Genomic DNA, 20,767 nt, shown 5'->3' on the forward strand with positions numbered 1-20,767 from the left:
TGTGAAGAAGAGGTAAAAAGGCATAATCATACTTAAAAATAATTGGCTCGAGATGTAATGGACCATAAAAGTATCGCCAAGCCTAATTAATCGATATACAAATACAGTAGGCTATATTGCCCACAGCCTTGCACCTAAAACTTACTCTTTTGGTGAGTTTGATAAATTATTTTTACGTTCTCGCACATAGTGACGAATTAACACAAAGCTAGTGGAGCTCACTAAGCCCACGAAACCGAATAGAATCATTATTAGAAGATATTTTTTATCACTTTGAACCACCGGATCTGAAGGAGGCTGCGAAAAATTGAAACTCTGGATATCAACAGAAATAGGTTGAAGTGCCATAATCTTATCAAGATAAAGTTTTTGGTTTAACAATTCTAAATTGACTGTGGTTGGATCAGTAACAGACTTCTCAATCTCTAATTGACGATTCAGGGCATCATAACCCAATGAAATGGGATAAGTAATACTATTATTTGAGGCATCAAATGCATCTTTCGTGGGCTTCTGCAATCCTGCTGCTTTAGCTATAGAAACTGCATACTCTAACCTCTGAATTCTGATTTTTTGCTCATTCATAGCCATCTGGAAGGCTAATTGATATTCTTCAGTTGCTGTCTTTTGGGCTGTTTGTATTATCATATTAATTTGACGATTAATATCGTTATTGACTTGTTCATTTACATAATTAATGTAGCCAGTTAATATGTTTTTTATGTTTGAATTACTGCTACTACTGAAAGATAAAACGTAATTATGACCAGTTTCAGAATTACCAAGGGTATTTTCCGCTGGCACAAAAGGAATAATACTCACTGTACTCGAATAGTTATATTTTATATTAGATAAGTATTTATCAAGTGAATCTTGAGATAAGTAATATCTTTTAAATTCCGAGAAGATGTCTTCAGATGTAATATCTATATCAATGTTTAGTACAGATAGTAAAGACGCATCCGAGTCCAGTGGTTGATACTGGTCTTTTGTTGAAACAGACACAAATGAAGAACTTGACCAAGACTTGGCAGGCTTATTTAAACTAGAAAAAAAGAAACCTACAAGTAAAAAAGAAAGGGTTCCAATGATGATGAAGTATTTATTTCTTAAAATAACAAATAACAAGTCAATTACATCAACACCATGCTGATGATTATTTAAAATATCTAAATCGCGATTGGTATTTTTTGAAAAAAAACATCATCTCGGTTTTTACTCACAGTCGTGAATCCTTTAAGCTATTTAGATTAAAAAAAGATATAATCTTTTTTGCAGCAGCTGTTACAGAAAACTTGTTTAGCAATAACTTATGTGCATTATTGCCTTTCAGACGCCTTAAATGAGCATCATTCGTAAGTAATTGAGCTGCATTAAACAACGAGTCATCATCACCATTAACGAATACATACCCAGCATTAGCTTCGGTTATAACATCAACTAAGTCATTTCCATCATTAACACTACCTAAAATTGGAAGAGAATGAAGCATATAACCTAGGATTTTCCCGGGGAAATTATGTGTTGTGTGAAATTTTGCCAATGAAAAAAGACCAACATCAACTTGAGATAAAATATCTTCAAATGAATCTTGAGAAATAGATGGTAGATAAGAAAAGTTATTTAACCTCCATTCTTTAGATAGATTATGAATTAAATCAACCTCATCTCCTTGGCCTATAAAAATAAAGTGCGCCTTATTATTATTTCTCATATTTTTGGCTAGCCTCACTAAGTTCTCCATATCCTGAGCCTTACCGAGGTTACCTCCATACAAAAATAATACTTTACCCTCCAGATTAAGTTGTTCACGTATATTTAAAGCATTATCTTTTTTAACATGAGGCTCACAACGACACCAGTTAAATAGCACATCTGTATTGATATATTCTGGATTTACTTTATTAAATAAAATTTTATTATTAGGTGACATAAGCGAAATATTATCGGCAGCTTGGTAGCATTTACGCTCAAAAAATCTAAAATACTTTTCCAGTAAGGAGTTCTTTTTTATCATTCCCTCATCGATTATCCATTGAGGAAATAAATCCCTTAATATCAAATAAGATCGACAGTTAGATTCTTCTTTTATTTTTTCAACAAAATTGCCAAAAAATATTGAAGGTGAATAATAAATGATACCATCGAAATTAATACTTTTTATTTTAGTTCTAATAGCAAACCATGCTCTGAAAGATAATAATGATTCATTGATTCCCCTCATAATATGGGAAATATCTTTGATCTTGCCGCTTCTAAATCTCCATACTGATACACCATCTACAATCATACAGTCTAATTTATACTTTTGATGAGGGTGTCCAGGTGTAATGACTGTAACTGAATGCCCCAGATGCACTAACTCCAAAGCAAGTTCATGCATCATTTTGGCAGCAACCCGAGTACTAGATGGAAGATAATCATCAATGATCAACGCAAAATGCATTAATACCGTCTCCAAACAACCCTATTGACATAATCAGTATATGAATGAATTATGCGCACGACTTTATCAGAAACATTAGCAATATCATAATCAGCAACACAATCAAGAAGGCGGGAGTCACCAGTCAACTGGTCCTCTAAAATAGTAATACCTTGCATTATGCGCTCTAGGTCAACTCCAACCATCATAACAGCGCCTTCTTCCATCCCCTCGGGCCTTTCATGAGCCTCTCTTAAATTTAGAGCCGCAAAATTTAATATTGAAGCTTCTTCTGTAATAGTTCCACTATCAGAGAGAACAACACGAGCCTCAATTTGAAGCTTAACATAATCCTTAAACCCTAGTGGTTTTAATAGCCTAATTAATGGATGGAACTTTATACTTTTTTCATTTATCTTATTTTGTGTACGAGGATGAGTTGAGACAATAATTGGTTTTCCAAATCGTGCAGCTATAGCATTTAACGAAGCAACTAACTTATTCAAATTAACATCTGAATCTACATTTTCTTCTCGATGGGCACTAACTAGAAAATATTCTTTAGATTCAAGTTGTAACGACTCAAGTACTGTGGAATTATCGATACCTTCTCTGTAATGGGAGATAACTTCATACATAGGGCTACCCGTCTTGATTACTCGATCTGGAGCAAATCCTTCTCTAAGTAGATAATCTCGAGCTATTGAACTGTATGTCAAATTGATATCAGACATATTATCAACAATTAATCTGTTAGATTCTTCAGGAACTCGCATATCAAAACAACGATTACCAGCTTCCATATGGAATATCGGTATTTTCCGTCTCTTAGCTGGAATAGCAGATAGGCAACTATTCGTATCACCGAGTAGTAGTACAGCATCTGGTTCTAGATCAGCTAAAACTTGATCGATGCTAATAATTATTTGACCAATTGTTTCCGCCGAAGTTTTTCCTGCTGCATTGAGGAAATAATCTGGTTTTCTAATATTTAAGTCATCGAAGAATATTTGATTTAGTTCATAATCATAATTCTGACCTGTATGAACCAATGAATGTTCACAATATAAATCGAGCTTAGTTATTACTCTGGATAATCGAATTATTTCAGGCCTTGTACCTACAACTGTAACAACTTTCAATTTTTTCATTTGAAGTACCTAACATACTCACAATGCATTTTTTTTATTAAATCAAACCAAGACTCTGGTTTGAACCCAATTACACCACTAAGATTAGATGAATTTAAGCTTCTATCTATAGTAAAATCTTTATTTTCTACTATAGTATTTTTTCTTTTATATATGTCATTTATAATAGTAAGAAGGGTATATTTATCTATTGGTTCAACACTTAAGTGATATAGTCCTGAGAGATTCTGTTTCGGTAAAATAAATTTATCAAGTACTTCGGCAAGATAGACCGTAGGTAATCCAGAAAAAATAGCATGACTAAAACCATTTACTGTTCCGTCTTGACTAAGGAACCAGTCAACAAGACTATGATTTGAATGATACTCATGACCAATTATTGAAGTCCTTAATGTTAAGTGCCCATTATAATCTACTTCACCTAACAGTTTGGAACGTCCATAAATATCAGTAGCATCAGGAATGTCATTTTCGCTATACCCGCCCTTCTTTCCAGAAAAAACACAGTCAGTAGAAAAATGTATAAGCTTTGCTTTAACTTCGGAAGCCATCGCTGCCAACTCATGAGGTAATAATGAGTTAATGTTGATTGATAAGATATGGTTTTTAGATGAATCTAACTGCTTAATAATACCAACACAATTAAATATATAATCAGGCTGTAAATCCATTATTATGGTACGTAGACTTATCTTATTTGACACATCTATACCTGATACAATATTAGTATATTGTTGCGCCTCGAAAAATTCTTTTGCTTCGTTGCTACGAACAGTACCAATTACCGAGTACATTGTAGAATCTGTGAAATATCTAAAAAGACTTCCACCTAACATTCCATTAGCACCTATGATAAGAATTTTTTTATTCATCAGGATTTGCTCTTTCACCAAATTCAATTTTACGAATATAGTCTAGCTTTCTCAGCAGCTGTATCATGGCAATTTTATCAAGACGTTGAGTATTCTGAGAGTTGTAATCTTCTATCTCGCCAATCTTCTCATTGCCCTCATCAAAATATTTTCCATAATTTAAATCTCTATTATCGGCTGGAATACGATAATAATCACCTTGATCTTCTGCTACAGCCATTTCTTCGCGACTGCATAAAACCTCAAATAATTTTTCGCCATGACGTGTACCAATAACATTAACAGCATGTTCTGGCTTATTCATGATAGTGAGGATTGAATCAGTAAGAGTTTTTATTGTTGCAGCCGGAGCTTTTTGAACGAAAATATCTCCATTCGAACCATGATTAAATGCATGCAGAACAAGATCAACCGCATCATTTAAGGTCATCATAAAACGGGTCATCGAAGGATCTGTGATTGTTATTGGGTTTCCATTCAATACTTGTTCTATAAATAATGGAATTACTGACCCTCTAGAAGCCATTACATTCCCATAGCGTGTGGTGCATATTGTCATGTCCGATGGTACATTTCGGGATTTGGCTACAATTACCTTTTCCATCATAGCTTTGGATGTACCCATGGCATTAATTGGATATACAGCCTTATCAGTACTCAAACAAACAACTCTCTTAATCTGATTGGTAATTGCTGCCTCAAGCACATTATCGGTACCTAGCACATTAGTCTTCACAGCCTCCATTGGATAGAATTCGCATGAAGGAACCTGCTTCAAAGCTGCAGCATGAAATATATAATCAACACCACGACTGGCCGCTAAGATACTATTATAGTCCCTTACATCTCCAATGTAGAATTTTAATTTACTGTTGGAGTACCTCTTCCTCATATCGTCCTGTTTTTTTTCATCTCGACTAAATATTCTTATTTCACGTATATCTGTATCAAGAAATCTTTTTAGTACTGCATTACCAAAAGATCCTGTACCACCAGTAATCAAAAGACATTTATCTTTAAACATTAAGAAGATTCCTTTTATAATAAATCAAACAATATATTCAGATTTCCATCAGGAGAAGAGCTAGCTAGGGTTAAATTATTATCACTAGTTAATTTGTCATTTTTAATAGCTTTAACCCAGTCGCTCCAAATTTCTGAATTACAAAAAAAAGCACCGTCGTAGCCTTGTAAGACTTCTCTAGCATAAGGTAAATCAGCCGCAATGATTCTTTTTTTGAAATAGGCAGCTTCTATAAGAGGCAGTCCAAAAGATTCTATCTTACTTGGAAAAACCAAAGTATCGCAAGCTTGGTAATATTCAACGACTCGCTCGTATGAAATTTTTCCTGTATAAATAACGGATAACTGAATATCCAATTCACTTACGATTCGATCAAATTTTTTCGACTCCCCTTTCTCAAGAGTAATATGAAGTTCATATTCATCACTGCATTCTTTAATTACATAGGCCAACATTTCGTAATTTTTATATTTCATTGCAGAAGTTGGATAAAATAATATTTTTCTTTCGGATTTTATTATTTCAGTTGCTGTGTCTATCGGATGTATTTTCACTTCTGGCCTAATCACATAAATGCAGCCCTTGTCAAACCTTAATTTTTTGGAGACTACTTCTCGCATCCAGCTTGTCTGAACAATTATTGCATCAACATTCCTAATGAATGCGGAAATAAAAAAACGATACACACTACAATATAAGAAAAGTTTAAATTGTCCTGAAATGAGGAGACCCCATTTATGATCAACAAATGGGAGTGCTTGTTGAAGGTATATTATCTGTCTGGAGTCATGATTGACACTTGTATTCTGAAGAGAAAGAATTTTGTCTGGCTTTATTTTATTATTCTTAAGATTTCTTTTGAAGAGATAAAAGTCCCACTTTATTCTTTTTAACCATGAAGAAGTATCTGTTTCTATATATATTATATTAACCTTCTTATCTAATAAATCAATAACTTGGCTGCTAACATATATATAATAGCTATTTATTTCATCATTAATTGAAGAAGTAAATAGTTTCAATATTGTCAATGCACCTCCTGATGTTGCTGCGGATGCATTGACTACTATTACTTTTCTCTTATCCATAGCTTTTATTTCAGTTCTCAGAGTGGAAGTTATGAATAGAAGCATTAAGTATTTTAGCTGCAGCCTCTATTGAATAAAGTTTTTTTGCGGATGAAAAATCACAATTTATATCATAGTAGCCGTCACTTAAGATAAACTCTTCCATCTCATCGATGTTTTCAAAACATTTAAAAAACTTAACATTCTTCTTTTTAAGAAATTGAAAATATTTGTTATTCAGTGCTAATACAGGTATTTCATATCTAATGGCTTCAAGAACAGCACCACTTGCAACATCTGCATAAGCATCATTATAGAAAAAAACAGCCAAATCAGCACTATTCAATCTCTTTTCAACTTCATTTGAAGGTAAAAATTGGCCAGAATAATCTGCATCGACATTAGAATTTTTATATTTCATGATTGTATGATCAACTGCACCAGTCGCGATAAATCTGATTTTTTTATTAGACTTAAGTTTCATTGCCATTTCAAAAAAGAGATGTGTCATTTTAGACTCACTGGAGACACCAATTGTAGCTAATGTTATGCAGGTTTTATTAATTAATTTTTGTTTAGGGGGAATGGCCTTAAATTCGGTAGGTAAATTAATTTTTACAATATTTTCATTTTGCATAAAAAGAGGTATCTCAATCTGTTCACCGAGATAGATATAACTCCATTTTGATTTTATCTTTTTTGTGGAAAATGAAAATGCTTTTATCATCCAACCACATGGTGTCAAGAGAGAATTAGTATTATTTCTTATAAATCTCAATTCACCATGGCACACAACATAAATTTCAGGTTTAAGAAAATTAGAGATTAGCCGATAGAGATAGTGAGAGGTTGGGTATAGTGACAAAAATACTACTTTCCTGGGATTATTGAAAATAATATAACATATTATAAATAGAAAATTATAAATCTCAGAAAAAATTTTTTTTAACTTAGAGTTTGGACTAGCTATATATAACCCACTAGCATAATTTATGCTGTGCTTATCTGCTATATTATCAACTATTTTAGTATAGTGACTCTTCTCACAAAGGACTCTGAATTCCTCATTAGGATATATCAACTCAAAAACTTTAATCATTGATCTATTAATAGAGCTATGTTGGTCATCTATCTGATTTCCATCAATAAAAAGAATCATACCTAATTTAATACCTCATCTTAATATACTGGTTTGAAATTACTATCGAAAATAGTTTCATATGGAATATATAAGTCATAGTAATTATTAAGTTGTGATGTAAATCTAATACTGAAAAATGAAAAGTATAAGAAAAGTATTCCAATGATAGCCCATAAGTGTTCTTTTTTTCTAGTAATTAAGATTCTATAAATAGATAGAGGTAATGCTATATATTCAAATATAGAAAAATACAGAGCAATTCTCGAATAAAAAACATTTACGCTTGATAAGAAAATGAAAAGTAATGTCCCAAATGAAAACATTTTAATCGTATAAATTTCGAACTTAGTATAGTTATCACTATTATTAAAATAGCATATTAATATAAACGAGAAAATTATTACTCTCTGTGTTAATCCTAAAAATGATATATAACCTGAGTCTCTATTGTAACTTTCGACTTGATGAGAAATGTTAAGTAACTCAATGTTAGCCACCTCGCTCATTATAAAATTAAAACTCATCGCAAGAACTGGCATAGTAGTAATAGATATCAATAGTATTGTTCTAAGTCTAAACTTAAGAAGAATAGGTGCTGCTAGCATTATTATTGCTGTCATATGAATTGTAGACGCCAAACCAATAATTAAGCTATAAAAAAATAGTCTATCGCTTTTAGAGTAATTAAATATTGCATATATACATATAGAAACTGCTATTTGTTGTCGAGTTGGGAATAAATCGGGTACAGATATACAAAATAGAGAAAATAAGCATAAAAAAGCATAGGGGTAATCTCTAACAACGATAACTTTGAGACCGATTACAAATAATGCAATGGAAAATAAAAAAAATGAATAGTTATCGAAGACAGAATAAAAAAGCCAGTTTATAAATTTAAATCCCACCTCGAAATGCCAATAATCTAAATAATCAGATAAACTGCCGCCAAGATTAAATAAATTGTAATACGCAGCCCAATCTGTTCCTGTTCTCCATCTTAGGCCGGATAATATACAAATAATTATAACTGATAGTAATAAAATTAAAATTCTGACTGGTCTAGTTATTTTACAGAAGGAGAGCAACGAAATAGCATATAGGAATGTAATTATTAATATGTAAATCATATTTACTCATATACTGAATAGAAATTAAAGTAGAATGAGTACTCATATTGTGTATTCATATATTATACTGATAATTTTAACTTATTCCTGACGTAATTGTAAACTGGGGAAAGATTTAGGCGGGAGGCTAAAATATAAGCTGGCTTTAATAAATGTAATAAGTAGATCCAATATTTGTTACCACCCAACCTGATATATGTTTTTATTATCCGTTCCTTTTCCTCAATTGTGCCATAAAGCGCAACTATCATATTGACATGTGTTAATGGTCTTTCTTTTAATAATAACTCGAACAACTTCTCTTTCAATTTTACGTCATCATTGAAAATTTTAGATCCTAAAAGAATATAGCCATCAAGATCAATCTCTATCCTTTTGACTACCCCCTCTTTGGAAAAGAAGTCGTTTCCTCCACGACATAGAACCAGCGGTTTATTAATATACTCTATCTTGACGCCCGATTTTAATAAGCTCAATAGTACATAAACGTGTGCATATGCACTACCTATAAAATCATTATCAAAATGAATGCTATCCCAGCTACTTTTCTTTACAAGAATTGAACTCAAATAACTAAAAATTGCGCCTATTGATTGACTATTATTAAAATACTTGATGACTTCTTCTCTATTTTGTGTATTGTACAGCATATCTCCAGTTTGCATCCAAGCGCGATGTCTAATCTCCTTCATATTGATATCGCAATCCATTCTATCCATAAGATATATATCAGCTTTACTATCTATATAATTATCAATTTCAAGGATAGAGTTAGCATTTAACTTATCATCACTGCCACATATCCAGCAATACTCACCAGAAGCCATTTCAACCGCAGCTAAAAAATTTCTATCTGGACCTATATTTTCACTATTAATTTTATATTGTATTGGAACAATTGTCCGCTCTCGCCAATATGAAATAACCTCAGCAGTATTATCCGAAGATGCATTATCTGAAACGCATATTTCTATATTACTCCGGTATGAACACTGGCTAACGATAGAGTCAATTAATTCCGATAAAAAGCTTGCCCGATTATACGTAGGTATACATATTGATATCTTAATATTACTCATTTATATACTACCTATTTTATTGTTTTTTACTAACCGTATAAAACATAATGGTAACCACCATACTACTGTCAATAGAAAAGATAAAATCAATCCACCAATAAGACCTGCCAAGCCATAATTAACTGCTCCATACCATTGTAGTATAATACTTAGAAAGGCTTGGAATGGGACGCTTATCCATAATGGTTTCAATTTTCCAGCACTTAATAAGAACATGGCGTATGTATCAGTCCATATCCTTAATAGGTGATAAATAGAAAAAAGTACGATTAAAATCAAGGAAAATTCTAGTCCTTGATTAGCAGCTAATAACTTCAAAATTAAGTCTTTTAGCAAAAATACAAATATCGCACTAAATAGAACAATCATAAATCCAAAGAAAATATACCGCTTTGCTATTTTTAATAAATCACTTATGCGTCCTCGCGAACTCGCCTCTGCACAAACTGGCCAGAGAGATTGCAATAGTGCTGCATAGATAAAGTTTACCAAGCCAAATATTTTGCTCATTATATTATATATTACTACATCTTTTCCGATTAATGTCTTTGACATAATAATGTAGTCAACTTGGAGTACTAATGCTGATAAAAAACTAAAAATAAAAAATCCACCCCCATTAATCAATAAAAGATAGAAATTTTCTTTCGTGAATAAATTATAATATTTTAAGGATGGTATCATTTTTAGTAAAAATGAAAATATAGCAATAACTGCTGCGGGGAGGTAAAAGTACTTAATTGTAACTATTATTATTCTAGCTAGATTAGAATCTGTCGATGTTATACCGAACAATAATATTAATCCTAAAATCGATGATAATGCAGGGATGATATTAGGTATCCATCCTTTATGCTCAGCAAACCATATTTTAAAGCTTATATTTCCTATGGATGTAGTCAAAAAAATTAAAGATGTTAATTGAAGTATTTCAATCCTTAATTCATCATTTAAAAATGAAAAATCACTTAAAAGAAACTCTGATAACAAAGGTGTTGTGAAATAAATCAATAGTAGAAATAATATAAGTAATGGTACAACAGCAACTGTAGCGATAAATATAAGATCTTGATATTCCTGATTTTTTACTCTTCTATCCGATATTCTATTTTGTAGGCTATAACCAATTCCAAAATCGGCAAGCATAAACCATCCAAGCAAACTAGCCATTACCGTGAAAACGGCATATCCATCTGTACCTAGAAGATCTAGCAAAATTTTAATACTGTAAAACTGTACAAATACGGTTACTAACCGCCCTCCCCATGCACTGAACGCTACTATTATATGTTTAGGTATATGCACAATAAGGCCTATAGTTTGTGATGTTAGCATTCATTAGCATTGAAGTGAACATAATAAGAATCCTTACAGCTATTTATTTAATTATTCCCCTTCAATTATTCTCCCACGAATATATTCCTTTAGGTTATCCTCACCCTCAAATATATTTTCATATTTATATTCTGGAGACATCACTTCATCATCACGATATGATATAGCACCGAGCTCTAACTTGGTTTGTTTTATTTCGTTTATAAAACAAACAATCTCTCTTATTGTATATTCCGTTGAAGAATGTATCGATACAGTTTTATTTTTAAACTTTTCATCATTACATAAAATAACAGTCATTAACGATTTAACTATATCAGTTACATAAACAAAATTTAGTTTTTGCTCACCCGGAGACAAACTTAACATCTTATTTGAATTAACTGAATCAATAATATGATCAATCACTTTACCTCGTTGATCATTCTCACCATATGAGCCATATAACATTATATTTGTGTAGGAAACATTATATTCCGCATAATACTCAAGAAGATTTCTAACTGTTGATTTTATTATTCCGTAGGGATTAACCCCTTTTACACCTTTAGTAGAGAAGCTAAATTCCCAATAACTACCTATATTGATAAACCGCCCCTCTTGCCTTGCTTTAAAATACTCTAAGATGATGAATTGTAATTTCAAATTCCCATCAATGACATTCAAGTCATACATCGAGTTTTCAGTATAATAACCAGCCGATAAATTACAGAACAACTCCGGAGACAATTTATTTACAATCTCAGGAAGAGAGTCCATTGTATATTTTACACATTCGACGATACCAGACTCAGTTATTTTTTCTATTTTATCTCTGCCTATATTATAGACAACATCATACTTATCAATCAATCTAGGCAATAAAAAACTACCGATGTAACCCGTCGCACCAGTGACCATTATATTCATAGTTTACTGGTCAGTTTGCACTGACCAACCATATCCATTAAAAATTCAAACCAAAGAATTCTTCAAACTTACTAACAACATAATCTAAATGATCATGTGTTAGACCTGGGTAAATACCGATCCAGAAAGTTTGGTTCATAATTCTATCGGTATTAGTTAACTCGCCGACAACGCGGTACTTAACATCATGGAAATAAGGTTGACGAGTCAAATTACCGGCGAAAAGTAAGCGCGTCCCTACTTTTGACTCATCAAGGAATTTAACCAAGTCAATGCGGCTTATCCCGCAATCTTCTTTCAAAGTAATTGGGAAACCAAACCATGATGGATCTGAGTTTTCAGTCGCTTCAGGTAATTCGATAAAGTCTACACACGATTGGAGTGCATCTTTTAGATACTTAAAGTTCGCTTTACGTGTCTCGACAAATTCTTCGATACGTTCAAGCTGCGCCAGTCCACACGCCGCCTGCATGTCAGTAATTTTTAAGTTATAGCCAAGGTGCGAATAGGTGTATTTATGATCGTAACCAAATGGCAGAGAACCCAATTGTTGGCCAAAACGTTTCTTACAGGTATTATCGCAACCCGGAGCGCAATAACAGTCACGCCCCCAATCACGGAAGGATTCGATAATTGATCTCAGTTCAGCTGACTTGGTAAATACTGCCCCGCCCTCACCCATTGTAATATGATGCGCCGGATAGAAACTGACAGTACCGATATCACCGAATGTTCCGGCCATTTTCCCGTCATATCTTGAACCTAAAGCATCGCAACAGTCTTCAATTAGCCAGAGGTTATACTTATCAGCGACTCTGCGTACTTCGGCCAAATCAAATAAGTTACCCAAGGTATGAGCAATCATGATTGCTTTAGTCTTATCGCTAACTGCTGCCTCAATTAGGCTGACATTAACGTTATATGTTGGGATATCAACATCGATAAAAACTGGGATTAATCCATTCTGTATAGTTGGATTTACTGTTGTCGGGAATCCTGCGGCAACTGTAATAACTTCGTCACCTGGTTTGAGCGCTCTCGTACCTAACTTAGGGGATGTTAATGCAGTAAGAGCAAGTAAGTTGGCGGAAGATCCTGATGTGGTCGTGAGAACATGAGGAACACCAATATACTCACCAAGCTTCTTTTCGAAAGCATCATTAAAACGGCCAGTGGTTAACCAACCATCTAATGAAGCCTCTACCATTAATTGTAATTCTTTTGCGCCTATTACTTTGCCTGATGGTGGTACGACACTTTTACCTGCTTCAAATGGCTTTGGGGCCATAGCCGTTTCAGCATACTGAGCAACTAACTCAGCAATCTGTAGACGTAATTGTTCTTGATTCATTTATCTATGACCTCAAATCATTTAGTTTTCATATAGCTATTAATTTCGTCAATACTGTAATCATACATATCATTTCCTGATAACCATGCTTTATGCCAATTAACAATATGTGTCAGTGTAGTATCGAGGTTCCATCGCGGATGCCAGCCCAGTTGCATTTTTGCTTTAGAGCAATCCAGTTTTAAATAATGAGCTTCATGGGGATGATCTTTACCGTCTAATTGCCAGCTGGCATCATTCCCCCAGTATAAAACCATTTTTTCTACGATATTTTGTACTGAAGTAGCATCCGTATCATTTGGGCCAAAATTCCAACCTTCGGCGAATTGCGGGCCATCGCAATACAATCTTTCAGCTAGGAGCAAATAGCCGGATAATGGTTCTAATACATGCTGCCATGGGCGAATTGCATGGGGACTACGGATGATGACAGGGAGGGATTTTTCGAAAGCTCGCAAAATGTCAGGGACAACACGATCTAACGCCCAATCACCGCCCCCAATAACATTACCGGCGCGTACTGTTGCTAATGCTGTACCATGCTGATCATATTTGGCGGGGTTAAAGAAAGAGTTTCGATAGGAAGAGGTGACTAATTCTGCACAGCCTTTACTGTTTGAATAGGGATCATATCCCCCCATGGCTTCATTTTCTCTATATCCCCAAACCCACTCTTTATTGTCGTAGCATTTATCACTGGTGATATTAACAACAGCCTTAACACCGCCAACATGGCGAATAGCTTCTAGCAAGTAAACAGTTCCCATCACATTAGTAGAATATGTTTCGACGGGTTCTGAGTAAGACAGACGGACTAAAGGTTGTGCGGCCATGTGGAAAACGACTTCAGGCTTAAAATCAGCGATTGATTTTAATAGCTGGTTGTAATTGCGAATATCCCCCACTTCCGAAACCATACCATCAGCAACGCGGGCAGCTTCAAATAAGCTTGTCTCTGTAGGAGCTGCTAGCGCGTAACCTTTTACCATCGCACCCATGTTTTGCAGCCATAAGCTTAACCAGCCACCTTTAAAGCCTGTATGGCCAGTTATAAAGACCCGCTTGCCCTGCCAAAAGTTTTTATCGTGCATGATATTTATTCCCAGACTTTCCAAGGAGCCCGACCTTCTTCCCACAACTCATGCAGGTAAACTTTGTCGCGCAAGGTGTCCATAGGCTGCCAAAAGCCAGTGTGTTCAAATGCCATTAATTCGCCGTTCTCAGCCAGTGTCATTAGTGGTTCTTGTTCCCAAGTAGATTTGTCACCATCGATAAGGTCGATAACTTTTGGCGATAATACAAAGTATCCTCCATTGATCAATGCACCGTCGCCCCTTGGTTTTTCTTTAAAGCTACGCACTTGTTTATCTTTGATATCTAATGCACCAAAACGGCCAGGGGGATAAGTTGCTGTCAATGTGGCTTGTTTTCCATGACTTTTATGGAAGTTGACTAACTCACTAATATTGATATCACTGACACCATCGCCATAAGTAAAGCAAAATGCCTCATCGTCTTTTACGTAATCCTTGACCCGCTTTAAGCGGCCGCCAGTCATAGAATGCTCACCGGTATCAACTAATGTCACATTCCACGGTTCTACCCGTTTATGATGTACTTTCATTTCATTATCGCGCATCGAGAAAGTAATATCGGACATGTGCATAAAGTAATTCGCGAAGTATTCTTTAATGATATAACCTTTGTATCCACAACAGATAACAAAGTCATTAATACCATACGCAGAATAGAGTTTCATAATATGCCATAAGATTGGCATCCCGCCGATTTCTACCATTGGTTTCGGTTTCAATACCGTTTCTTCACTAAGACGGGTGCCTAGACCACCAGCAAGAATAACTGCTTTCACTTTACTCTCCATTTATAATTACTTTGATGGTACAAAGGCGTCAGAGAAGAATTGATCTTCGGCCAATCCACATTTAACAAATTCCTGATGTGCTATTGAAATCATGGCTAATGAACCGCAGGCATAAACACTGTAGTGACTTAGGTTGGGAAAATCTTTAATTACAGCCTCATGAACAAATCCGGTACGACCATGCCAGTCGCTATCTTCACCAGAAATGATGGGGACGTATTGTATATGGGAATATTCTTCAGCCCATGTTTTAGCTATATCAGAATAGAAAAGTTTACTTTCAGGCATCCCCCAATAGATATGGATTTCACGCCGATCACCACTATTGATGAGATCTTCTACCATTGCCTTAACTGGCGCCAAACCAGTCCCTCCCGCTAAAAAAATCAGTGGTCGGCTATTCTCACGTACAAAAAATGTACCTTGCGGACCTTCAAGACGCAAAAGTTGTTGTGGCTTGAGTTCATTAAAAATGATTTCACTGAAAAGACCATTTGGGACTTTTCTTATATGTAACTCAATTTTTTTATCCGGGGCATTCGCAATAGAATAACTACGTCGTTGACCATTAATGATTAAGTCAATAAATTGACCAGCCAAGTAATCGAGCTTAGATGTCGGCGGTAAGCGTAATGTTAGGAGAGCAATATCATTGCCATAAAACTCAATATTATCGATTTTACATGGATAGGTTTTTTTCGTTATATGACTTAACTCAGGATAATATTTAACACCAATTTCAATATCGCTTTTAGGCTTTGAGCAGCAAGTAAGAATTATTCCATTAGCAACATCTTCAGCAGTGAGTGATGTATTACTACCTTGTTCTACTTCACCAAAGATTAAATTTGCCTTACAAGAACCACAACTACCATCTTTACAGCTATATTCGATATTTATATTTTTACTTAAAGCTGAATCTAAGATACTTGTAGAACTTTCTGCATCAAAAACAATGCCTGATGGCTGTAATTTTATATTAAAAGACATATTTAGTCCTAGCCAAATTAATTTAATGAAGAAATCAACGTTTAAACAATATTTAAAATAGAGAGGATAAAAGCAGGGTAAATGAAAGTGATTCTATATCTTATGAAGATCAATGCGTTACATGAAAATCAATGAATTAAGCCCCATGCTACCGCCCTTGGCTTACAGTAACCAATGCACTGATGCATAACTCAGACTTGTAATACTACAAATAACCTACATTACTGCGACCTACTGGCTTGGCCAAAAGAGACAAATGACTTAACGCACTTTCAGCTAAGCAAAATATGGATTTACGACTATTATTTCGTGCAATTTTCTTACATATAATCCATTATTACAAGAAAAATGTGAAACATATCATGTTTGAATATCTCGTAATGGATAGCAAACTATCTTCATTAAATATAAGTTTAAAATCGGTTTACTCTGATTTAAGAATAAAAAGCGCTCAATTGACATTATTGATGTTAGCCAATTACTCTTACATATAGAGTTATTTCAAAAAAACGAATATAGTGAACATCCAACTATTGTACTATCTGTACTAAAAATGCGCTCTAACCAACTGTTCTAAAAGGTCAATATGTGCAGCATCATCATTTAGCGCCGGGATGTATTCAAACTTCTCGCCACCAGCATGTAAGAAAATTTCTCGGTTTTGTTCTTTTATCTCTTCAAGCGTTTCCAAACAGTCCGCAGAAAAACCAGGGCAAATAAGTTGTATGTTCTTTATACCCTGAGCAGGTAAGATTTTTAATGTCTCGTCAGTATAAGGGGTGAGCCAAGGCTCGCGACCGAATCGGGATTGATAAGTCATCATAATTTGCTCTGCTGGCAATGACAAACCCAACACCTCCTTTAACGCACTGCTGGTGTCTTCACAACGTTGCGAGTAGTCATCCCCTAATTGTACGTAACGCTTAGGAATACCATGAAAAGACAGGATTAGCCTGTCGGGTGTACCATGTTGTGCAAAAGCATGCTCGACGCTTTGTTTTAGGGCTGAGATATAAGCGGGGTGGTCTGCGTAGTCACGGATAAATGAAATAGAAGGTAAGCGACGATACCCTTTTAAAATTCGAGCAACTGCGTCCCATACAGCCGCACTTGTGGAGCAAGAGTATTGTGGATAAAGCGGCAATACCACAAGTTTTGTCACACCTTGCGCGAGTAGTTTATCAATAGCATTTGCTAAATTTGGCGAACCGTAGCTCATCCCTAACTCAACAGGAATATCTGGCATACGTGCTGCTAATGCTTTTTGCTGTCGCCGGCTATAGACCAATAAAGGTGACCCCTCCTCCATCCAAACAGACTGGTAGAGTTTGGCAACACGAGGCGAACGAATCGGTAAGATGACACCGCGTAAAAGAGGCCACCACAGTAAAGGGGAAGTATCAACGACCCTGTGGTCACTAAGGAACTCAGCCAGATAGCGTTTGACCGCTTTCGACGTTGGAGCATCTGGTGTCCCCAGATTAACCATCAGTACACCGAGCTTACTTTGCAACATGCACAAATCCTTGTTTGGCTTTCACGCGTATTATTTAAGCTAATTTATTTGAGCTAATAATGTTACTTTCAACGATATCCGTAAAATACGAAAGGCGACCTTAGGCCGCCTTCGCTATCTTACCATTCAGAACTAACCGAGAATAGTCGCCAGTTCTGCACTGACTTCTGCTACTTTACGGGTTCCGTCCAGCTTAAAGTATTGCGTATTGCCCGCTTCAGCTTCTTTACGATAGTAAGACACCAATGGCGCAGTTTGTTGATGGTACTCAATCAGGCGTTTGCGTACAGTGGCTTCTTGATCGTCTTTACGAATAGTCAGCTCATCACCGGTTACATCGTCTTTATCTTCAACTTGTGGTGGGTTGAATTTTACGTGGTAGACACGGCCTGAAGCAGCATGTACCCGACGGCCAACAATGCGTTCAACAATCAGCTCGTCCGGAACATCAAATTCCAGTACATAATCAACCTTGATGCCCGCTTCTTTCATGGCATCAGCTTGAGGAATGGTGCGAGGGAATCCGTCTAACAGGAAACCGTCACGGCAATCATCCTGTGTGATACGCTCTTTAACTAATGCGATAACCAGCTCATCTGTCACCAGTTTGCCAGCATCCATAATTTCTTTCGCTTTCAGACCTAACTCAGAACCTGCTTTTACAGCGGCGCGCAACATGTCACCAGTAGAGATTTGCGGAATACCGTATTTCTCCATGATGAATTGAGCCTGAGTCCCCTTACCAGCGCCCGGAGCGCCCAGCAGAATGATACGCATTGCGTAAATCCCCTTGCTATGTAGTTTTTCTATGTGTTTTTACTTAAATAAGTCGAAAATGCGGAAAACGAACAACCATACCATTTTCAGGGGGGTTGGCTCAAGGCGTGCGAGGTTGCTTAATCGGGTTGAATCAGAAGCACGATGGAACAATGGAAAGGTAATTGCCTGAAACAACATAAAAAAAGCCTCTGGCAGGTTATCTACCAGAGGCGTTCTATCACTCAATTATGCCGTTAACAACTGATTCATTCTACGAATAAATTGGTTAGGATCATCAAGTGTTCCCCGCTCAGCTAACAGCGCTTGATCCAGCAACAACTCGACCCACTCAGCAAATTGGGCATCATCTGCTACATCTGCTGCGCGTTTAACCAAGCCATGTTCAGGATTTAATTCAAAGATATACTTCACTTCTGGTGCCTGCTGGCCTGCAGCTGCAAACAACTTCGCCATTTGTGTGCTCATTTCATCGGCATCCGTTGTGACGATCGCTGGTGTATCGGTCAAGCGATGTGTCAAACGTACATCTTTAACTCTCTCACCCAGCAGGGTTTTAATCCGCTCGATGAATGGCTCTAGCGCCTTATCAGCTTCTTGCTGCTCAGGACGTTCTTCGTCTGCCAGTTTGTCTAGCGAGTCATCTGCTTTACTGACTGATTGGAAGACTTTACCGTCGAACTCAGTCAAGTAGCTCATCATCCATTCATCGATACGATCGGATAACAACAAGACTTCAATGCCTTTTTTACGGAACAGTTCCAGGTGTGGGCTGTTCTTCGCCGCTGCATAGCTATCAGCAGTGATGTAATAAATCTTCTCTTGCCCTTCGGCCATGCGGCTAACATAGTCTTCCAATGACACTGTCTGCGCAGAGCTATCAGCATGCGTTGAGGCAAAGCGGAGTAACTTAGCGATAGTTTCTTTATTGCTACCGTCTTCAGCTGGCCCCTCTTTAAGCGCCATACCAAATTGCTGCCAGAACTGCTGATATTTCTCAGCATCGTCCTTAGCCAATTTTTCTAGCATTTGCAGCACACGCTTAGTTAGCGCACTGCGAAGATTTTGAGTCACGCGGCTATCTTGCAAGATTTCGCGTGAAACGTTCAAAGGCAGATCATTGGAGTCAATTAAGCCGCGGACAAAGCGCAGATAGTTCGGCATAAACTGCTCTGCATCATCCATAATAAACACGCGTTGAACATACAGTTTTAAGCCATGTTTATGGTCACGATTCCACATATCCCAAGGTGCCTGCGCGGGGATATACAGTAAACTAGTGTACTCCTGCTTACCTTCAACACGGTTGTGACTCCAGATCAACGGGTCAGTAAAATCATGGGCGATATGTTTGTAAAATGCTTTGTATTCGTCGTCAGTAATATCGGCTTTATTACAAGTCCACAACGCCTGAGCTTTGTTGATCTTTTCCCAAGTAACAGTGCCGTCTTCTTCATTCTTACTTTGCACTTCAACCGGCAGCGCAATGTGGTCTGAGTACTTGCTGATAACCGATCTCAGACGCCAATCATCCAGATATTCATCTTCACCTTCACGCAAGTGCAAGGTGATTTCAGTACCACGATCGTCTTTGGTGATATCAGCAATGGTGTAATCACCCTCGCCTTCCGATTCCCAGAACACGCCAGCATCCGCTGGAGCACCGGCTGCACGAGTGCGTACCGTCACTTTATCGGCCACGATAAATGCGGAGTAGAAACCGACACCAAACTGACCAATTAATTGGCTGTCTTTCGCTTGATCGGAACCAATAGACTCAAGGAATGCTTTAGTCCCAGATTTCGCAATAGTACCCAGATTATCAATGACTTCTTCACGGCTCATACCGATGCCGTTATCGCTCACAGTCAAAGTACGTTTTTCTTTGTCAAAAGATAAACGCACACGCAGCTCGCCATCTCCTTCGAATAGCTCAGGATTAGACAGTGCGCGGAAACGCAATTTATCGGCCGCATCAGAGGCATTTGAGATCAGCTCGCGCAAGAAGATTTCTTTATTGGAATAAAGCGAGTGAATCATCAAATGGAGAAGTTGTTTTACTTCAGATTGGAATCCACGGGTTTCTTGACCTTTCATACTCATTAATTACCTCAATCC

At 36.4% G+C, this 20,767-nt stretch carries 18 protein-coding genes; all 18 read right to left on the reverse strand.

The window, feature by feature from the left end; all coding sequences use genetic code 11:
• Positions 1 to 141 precede the first annotated feature (141 nt).
• Positions 142 to 1,167: a Wzz/FepE/Etk N-terminal domain-containing protein gene (locus BN68_RS19335; RefSeq protein WP_071822492.1), complete on the reverse strand. Its 1,026-nt coding sequence runs from the start codon at positions 1,165 to 1,167 to the stop codon at positions 142 to 144.
• 52 nt (positions 1,168 to 1,219) lie between these two features.
• Positions 1,220 to 2,446 carry a glycosyltransferase family 4 protein gene (locus BN68_RS19340; protein ID WP_019212841.1) on the reverse strand — a complete coding sequence of 409 codons (1,227 nt, stop codon included), beginning with the start codon at positions 2,444 to 2,446 and terminating at the stop codon, positions 1,220 to 1,222.
• Positions 2,446 to 3,576, reverse strand: coding sequence for a non-hydrolyzing UDP-N-acetylglucosamine 2-epimerase (gene wecB / locus BN68_RS19345; protein WP_019212842.1), 1,131 nt, complete (start codon positions 3,574 to 3,576; stop codon positions 2,446 to 2,448). Before wecB ends, BN68_RS19340 begins: the two co-directional genes overlap by 1 nt.
• The gene (locus BN68_RS19350) at positions 3,573 to 4,448 is read right to left on the reverse strand and encodes a dTDP-4-dehydrorhamnose reductase family protein (protein WP_019212843.1); all 876 of its coding nucleotides are present in this window, start codon (positions 4,446 to 4,448) and stop codon (positions 3,573 to 3,575) included. The genes wecB and BN68_RS19350 overlap by 4 nt, the downstream gene beginning before the upstream one ends.
• A complete protein-coding gene (locus tag BN68_RS19355; RefSeq protein ID WP_019212844.1) occupies positions 4,441 to 5,472 on the reverse strand; it encodes a polysaccharide biosynthesis protein in 1,032 nt (343 codons plus the stop codon). Before BN68_RS19355 ends, BN68_RS19350 begins: the two co-directional genes overlap by 8 nt.
• A gap of 14 nt (positions 5,473 to 5,486) precedes the next feature.
• A complete protein-coding gene (locus BN68_RS19360; RefSeq protein ID WP_019212845.1) occupies positions 5,487 to 6,560 on the reverse strand; it encodes a glycosyltransferase in 1,074 nt (357 codons plus the stop codon).
• Between the two features lie 10 nt (positions 6,561 to 6,570).
• Positions 6,571 to 7,698, reverse strand: a complete 1,128-nt coding sequence (locus tag BN68_RS19365) for a hypothetical protein (RefSeq protein ID WP_019212846.1) — start codon at positions 7,696 to 7,698, stop codon at positions 6,571 to 6,573.
• Between the two features lie 20 nt (positions 7,699 to 7,718).
• The gene (locus BN68_RS24630; protein WP_019212847.1) at positions 7,719 to 8,810 is read right to left on the reverse strand and encodes an EpsG family protein; all 1,092 of its coding nucleotides are present in this window, start codon (positions 8,808 to 8,810) and stop codon (positions 7,719 to 7,721) included.
• Positions 8,811 to 8,872: 62 nt separating this feature from the next.
• Positions 8,873 to 9,889, reverse strand: coding sequence for a glycosyltransferase family 2 protein (locus BN68_RS19375; RefSeq protein WP_019212848.1), 1,017 nt, complete (start codon positions 9,887 to 9,889; stop codon positions 8,873 to 8,875).
• Complete coding sequence (locus tag BN68_RS19380; protein WP_019212849.1) at positions 9,890 to 11,224, reverse strand: MATE family efflux transporter; 1,335 nt, start codon at positions 11,222 to 11,224, stop codon at positions 9,890 to 9,892.
• Between the two features lie 51 nt (positions 11,225 to 11,275).
• Positions 11,276 to 12,133 carry an NAD-dependent epimerase/dehydratase family protein gene (locus BN68_RS19385; protein WP_019212850.1) on the reverse strand — a complete coding sequence of 286 codons (858 nt, stop codon included), beginning with the start codon at positions 12,131 to 12,133 and terminating at the stop codon, positions 11,276 to 11,278.
• 37 nt (positions 12,134 to 12,170) lie between these two features.
• The gene (gene rfbH, locus BN68_RS19390; protein ID WP_019212851.1) at positions 12,171 to 13,484 is read right to left on the reverse strand and encodes a lipopolysaccharide biosynthesis protein RfbH; all 1,314 of its coding nucleotides are present in this window, start codon (positions 13,482 to 13,484) and stop codon (positions 12,171 to 12,173) included.
• Positions 13,485 to 13,501: 17 nt separating this feature from the next.
• Positions 13,502 to 14,575, reverse strand: a complete 1,074-nt coding sequence (gene rfbG, locus BN68_RS19395; RefSeq protein WP_019212852.1) for a CDP-glucose 4,6-dehydratase — start codon at positions 14,573 to 14,575, stop codon at positions 13,502 to 13,504.
• Between the two features lie 5 nt (positions 14,576 to 14,580).
• Positions 14,581 to 15,354, reverse strand: a complete 774-nt coding sequence (gene rfbF, locus BN68_RS19400; protein WP_019212853.1) for a glucose-1-phosphate cytidylyltransferase — start codon at positions 15,352 to 15,354, stop codon at positions 14,581 to 14,583.
• An 18-nt stretch (positions 15,355 to 15,372) separates the two neighbouring features.
• Positions 15,373 to 16,356 (reverse strand): CDP-6-deoxy-delta-3,4-glucoseen reductase, encoded by a 984-nt coding sequence (locus tag BN68_RS19405; RefSeq protein ID WP_019212854.1) that lies wholly within the window; start codon positions 16,354 to 16,356, stop codon positions 15,373 to 15,375.
• A gap of 547 nt (positions 16,357 to 16,903) precedes the next feature.
• A complete protein-coding gene (gene hemH, locus BN68_RS19410; protein ID WP_019212855.1) occupies positions 16,904 to 17,872 on the reverse strand; it encodes a ferrochelatase in 969 nt (322 codons plus the stop codon).
• A gap of 132 nt (positions 17,873 to 18,004) precedes the next feature.
• Positions 18,005 to 18,649: an adenylate kinase gene (adk, locus tag BN68_RS19415; protein ID WP_019212856.1), complete on the reverse strand. Its 645-nt coding sequence runs from the start codon at positions 18,647 to 18,649 to the stop codon at positions 18,005 to 18,007.
• Positions 18,650 to 18,877: 228 nt separating this feature from the next.
• Complete coding sequence (gene htpG / locus BN68_RS19420) at positions 18,878 to 20,746, reverse strand: molecular chaperone HtpG (protein WP_042807023.1); 1,869 nt, start codon at positions 20,744 to 20,746, stop codon at positions 18,878 to 18,880.
• Positions 20,747 to 20,767: the final 21 nt, after the last annotated feature.

The organism is Yersinia massiliensis CCUG 53443 (assembly GCF_000312485.1).
In the GTDB taxonomy this organism is placed as follows: Bacteria; Pseudomonadota; Gammaproteobacteria; order Enterobacterales; family Enterobacteriaceae; genus Yersinia; species Yersinia massiliensis.

What these genes read in the sequence shown, in the direction of transcription:
- BN68_RS19340 (WP_019212841.1), bottom strand. Translation starts at nt 2,446, where the DNA reads ATGCATTTTGCGTTGATCATTGATGATTATCTTCCATCTAGTACTCGG.
- wecB (WP_019212842.1), bottom strand. Translation starts at nt 3,576, where the DNA reads ATGAAAAAATTGAAAGTTGTTACAGTTGTAGGTACAAGGCCTGAAATA.
- BN68_RS19350 (WP_019212843.1), bottom strand. Translation starts at nt 4,448, where the DNA reads ATGAATAAAAAAATTCTTATCATAGGTGCTAATGGAATGTTAGGTGGA.
- BN68_RS19355 (WP_019212844.1), bottom strand. Translation starts at nt 5,472, where the DNA reads ATGTTTAAAGATAAATGTCTTTTGATTACTGGTGGTACAGGATCTTTT.
- BN68_RS19360 (WP_019212845.1), bottom strand. Translation starts at nt 6,560, where the DNA reads ATGGATAAGAGAAAAGTAATAGTAGTCAATGCATCCGCAGCAACATCA.
- BN68_RS19365 (WP_019212846.1), bottom strand. Translation starts at nt 7,698, where the DNA reads ATGATTCTTTTTATTGATGGAAATCAGATAGATGACCAACATAGCTCT.
- BN68_RS24630 (WP_019212847.1), bottom strand. Translation starts at nt 8,810, where the DNA reads ATGATTTACATATTAATAATTACATTCCTATATGCTATTTCGTTGCTC.
- BN68_RS19375 (WP_019212848.1), bottom strand. Translation starts at nt 9,889, where the DNA reads ATGAGTAATATTAAGATATCAATATGTATACCTACGTATAATCGGGCA.
- BN68_RS19380 (WP_019212849.1), bottom strand. Translation starts at nt 11,224, where the DNA reads ATGCTAACATCACAAACTATAGGCCTTATTGTGCATATACCTAAACAT.
- BN68_RS19385 (WP_019212850.1), bottom strand. Translation starts at nt 12,133, where the DNA reads ATGAATATAATGGTCACTGGTGCGACGGGTTACATCGGTAGTTTTTTA.
- rfbH (WP_019212851.1), bottom strand. Translation starts at nt 13,484, where the DNA reads ATGAATCAAGAACAATTACGTCTACAGATTGCTGAGTTAGTTGCTCAG.
- rfbG (WP_019212852.1), bottom strand. Translation starts at nt 14,575, where the DNA reads ATGCACGATAAAAACTTTTGGCAGGGCAAGCGGGTCTTTATAACTGGC.
- BN68_RS19405 (WP_019212854.1), bottom strand. Translation starts at nt 16,356, where the DNA reads ATGTCTTTTAATATAAAATTACAGCCATCAGGCATTGTTTTTGATGCA.
- hemH (WP_019212855.1), bottom strand. Translation starts at nt 17,872, where the DNA reads ATGTTGCAAAGTAAGCTCGGTGTACTGATGGTTAATCTGGGGACACCA.
- adk (WP_019212856.1), bottom strand. Translation starts at nt 18,649, where the DNA reads ATGCGTATCATTCTGCTGGGCGCTCCGGGCGCTGGTAAGGGGACTCAG.
- htpG (WP_042807023.1), bottom strand. Translation starts at nt 20,746, where the DNA reads ATGAAAGGTCAAGAAACCCGTGGATTCCAATCTGAAGTAAAACAACTT.